Source organism: Paraferrimonas sp. SM1919, from assembly GCF_010993985.1.
Taxonomy (GTDB): Bacteria; Pseudomonadota; Gammaproteobacteria; order Enterobacterales; family Shewanellaceae; genus SM1919.
In genome coordinates this window covers 1-545 of sequence record NZ_WINH01000124.1, presented here as the reverse complement: position 1 = coordinate 545, position 545 = coordinate 1, and the positions used below count along the sequence as shown (strand labels likewise).

Here is a 545-nt window from a genome sequence, read left to right as displayed (position 1 = left end):
TTTAAATCCACATAAGCCATACAGGCAAGTACAGCGGCTTCATCTAATAAAGCTTGTGATTTAAACCTACCTTCCCAAAAATTAACTATAGCCACCCATTATTAATCAATAAGTTACAACACTAAGGATTGCTCTTCAATCAGGCATTACTCATGTTGAGGTTAGTCAGTGGCTATTGAGGGGGAAACTTGTGTTCGATTAGCTTGGTTTGTTTGCTTTAAGTGGTTATATGCACAAATTGACGCAGCATTAACCCACCGCGAATGCGGTGCACAGATTGAATAGATAACAGATATGTTTACTCGAAGAATTGGCAACTTTGTTTGAAATGCTTTCGCCGCCTTTCTAAGTGCTCACAGTATTTATCATACTCTTGCAAGGTACCCACGGGGCCATGGAATACCTTACCAAAATCATTGACGATTTTTGCCCAATTCTCTGCTGGGATATTGAGGCGCTCAAGTATTCCTTTACTGTTTTTACTTATAGCACCACGCTTGTCATCGCGAATGATTCTGCCCGTATCATCAACCAGTTGCAGATAA

The 545-nt window shown here is 40.4% G+C and carries 1 pseudogene; it reads right to left on the bottom strand.

The annotated features are described in order from the left end of the window. Window positions 1–298 precede the first annotated feature (298 nt). A pseudogene (locus GFB48_RS17450) lies at window positions 299–545 on the bottom strand (transposase); the annotation flags it as partial.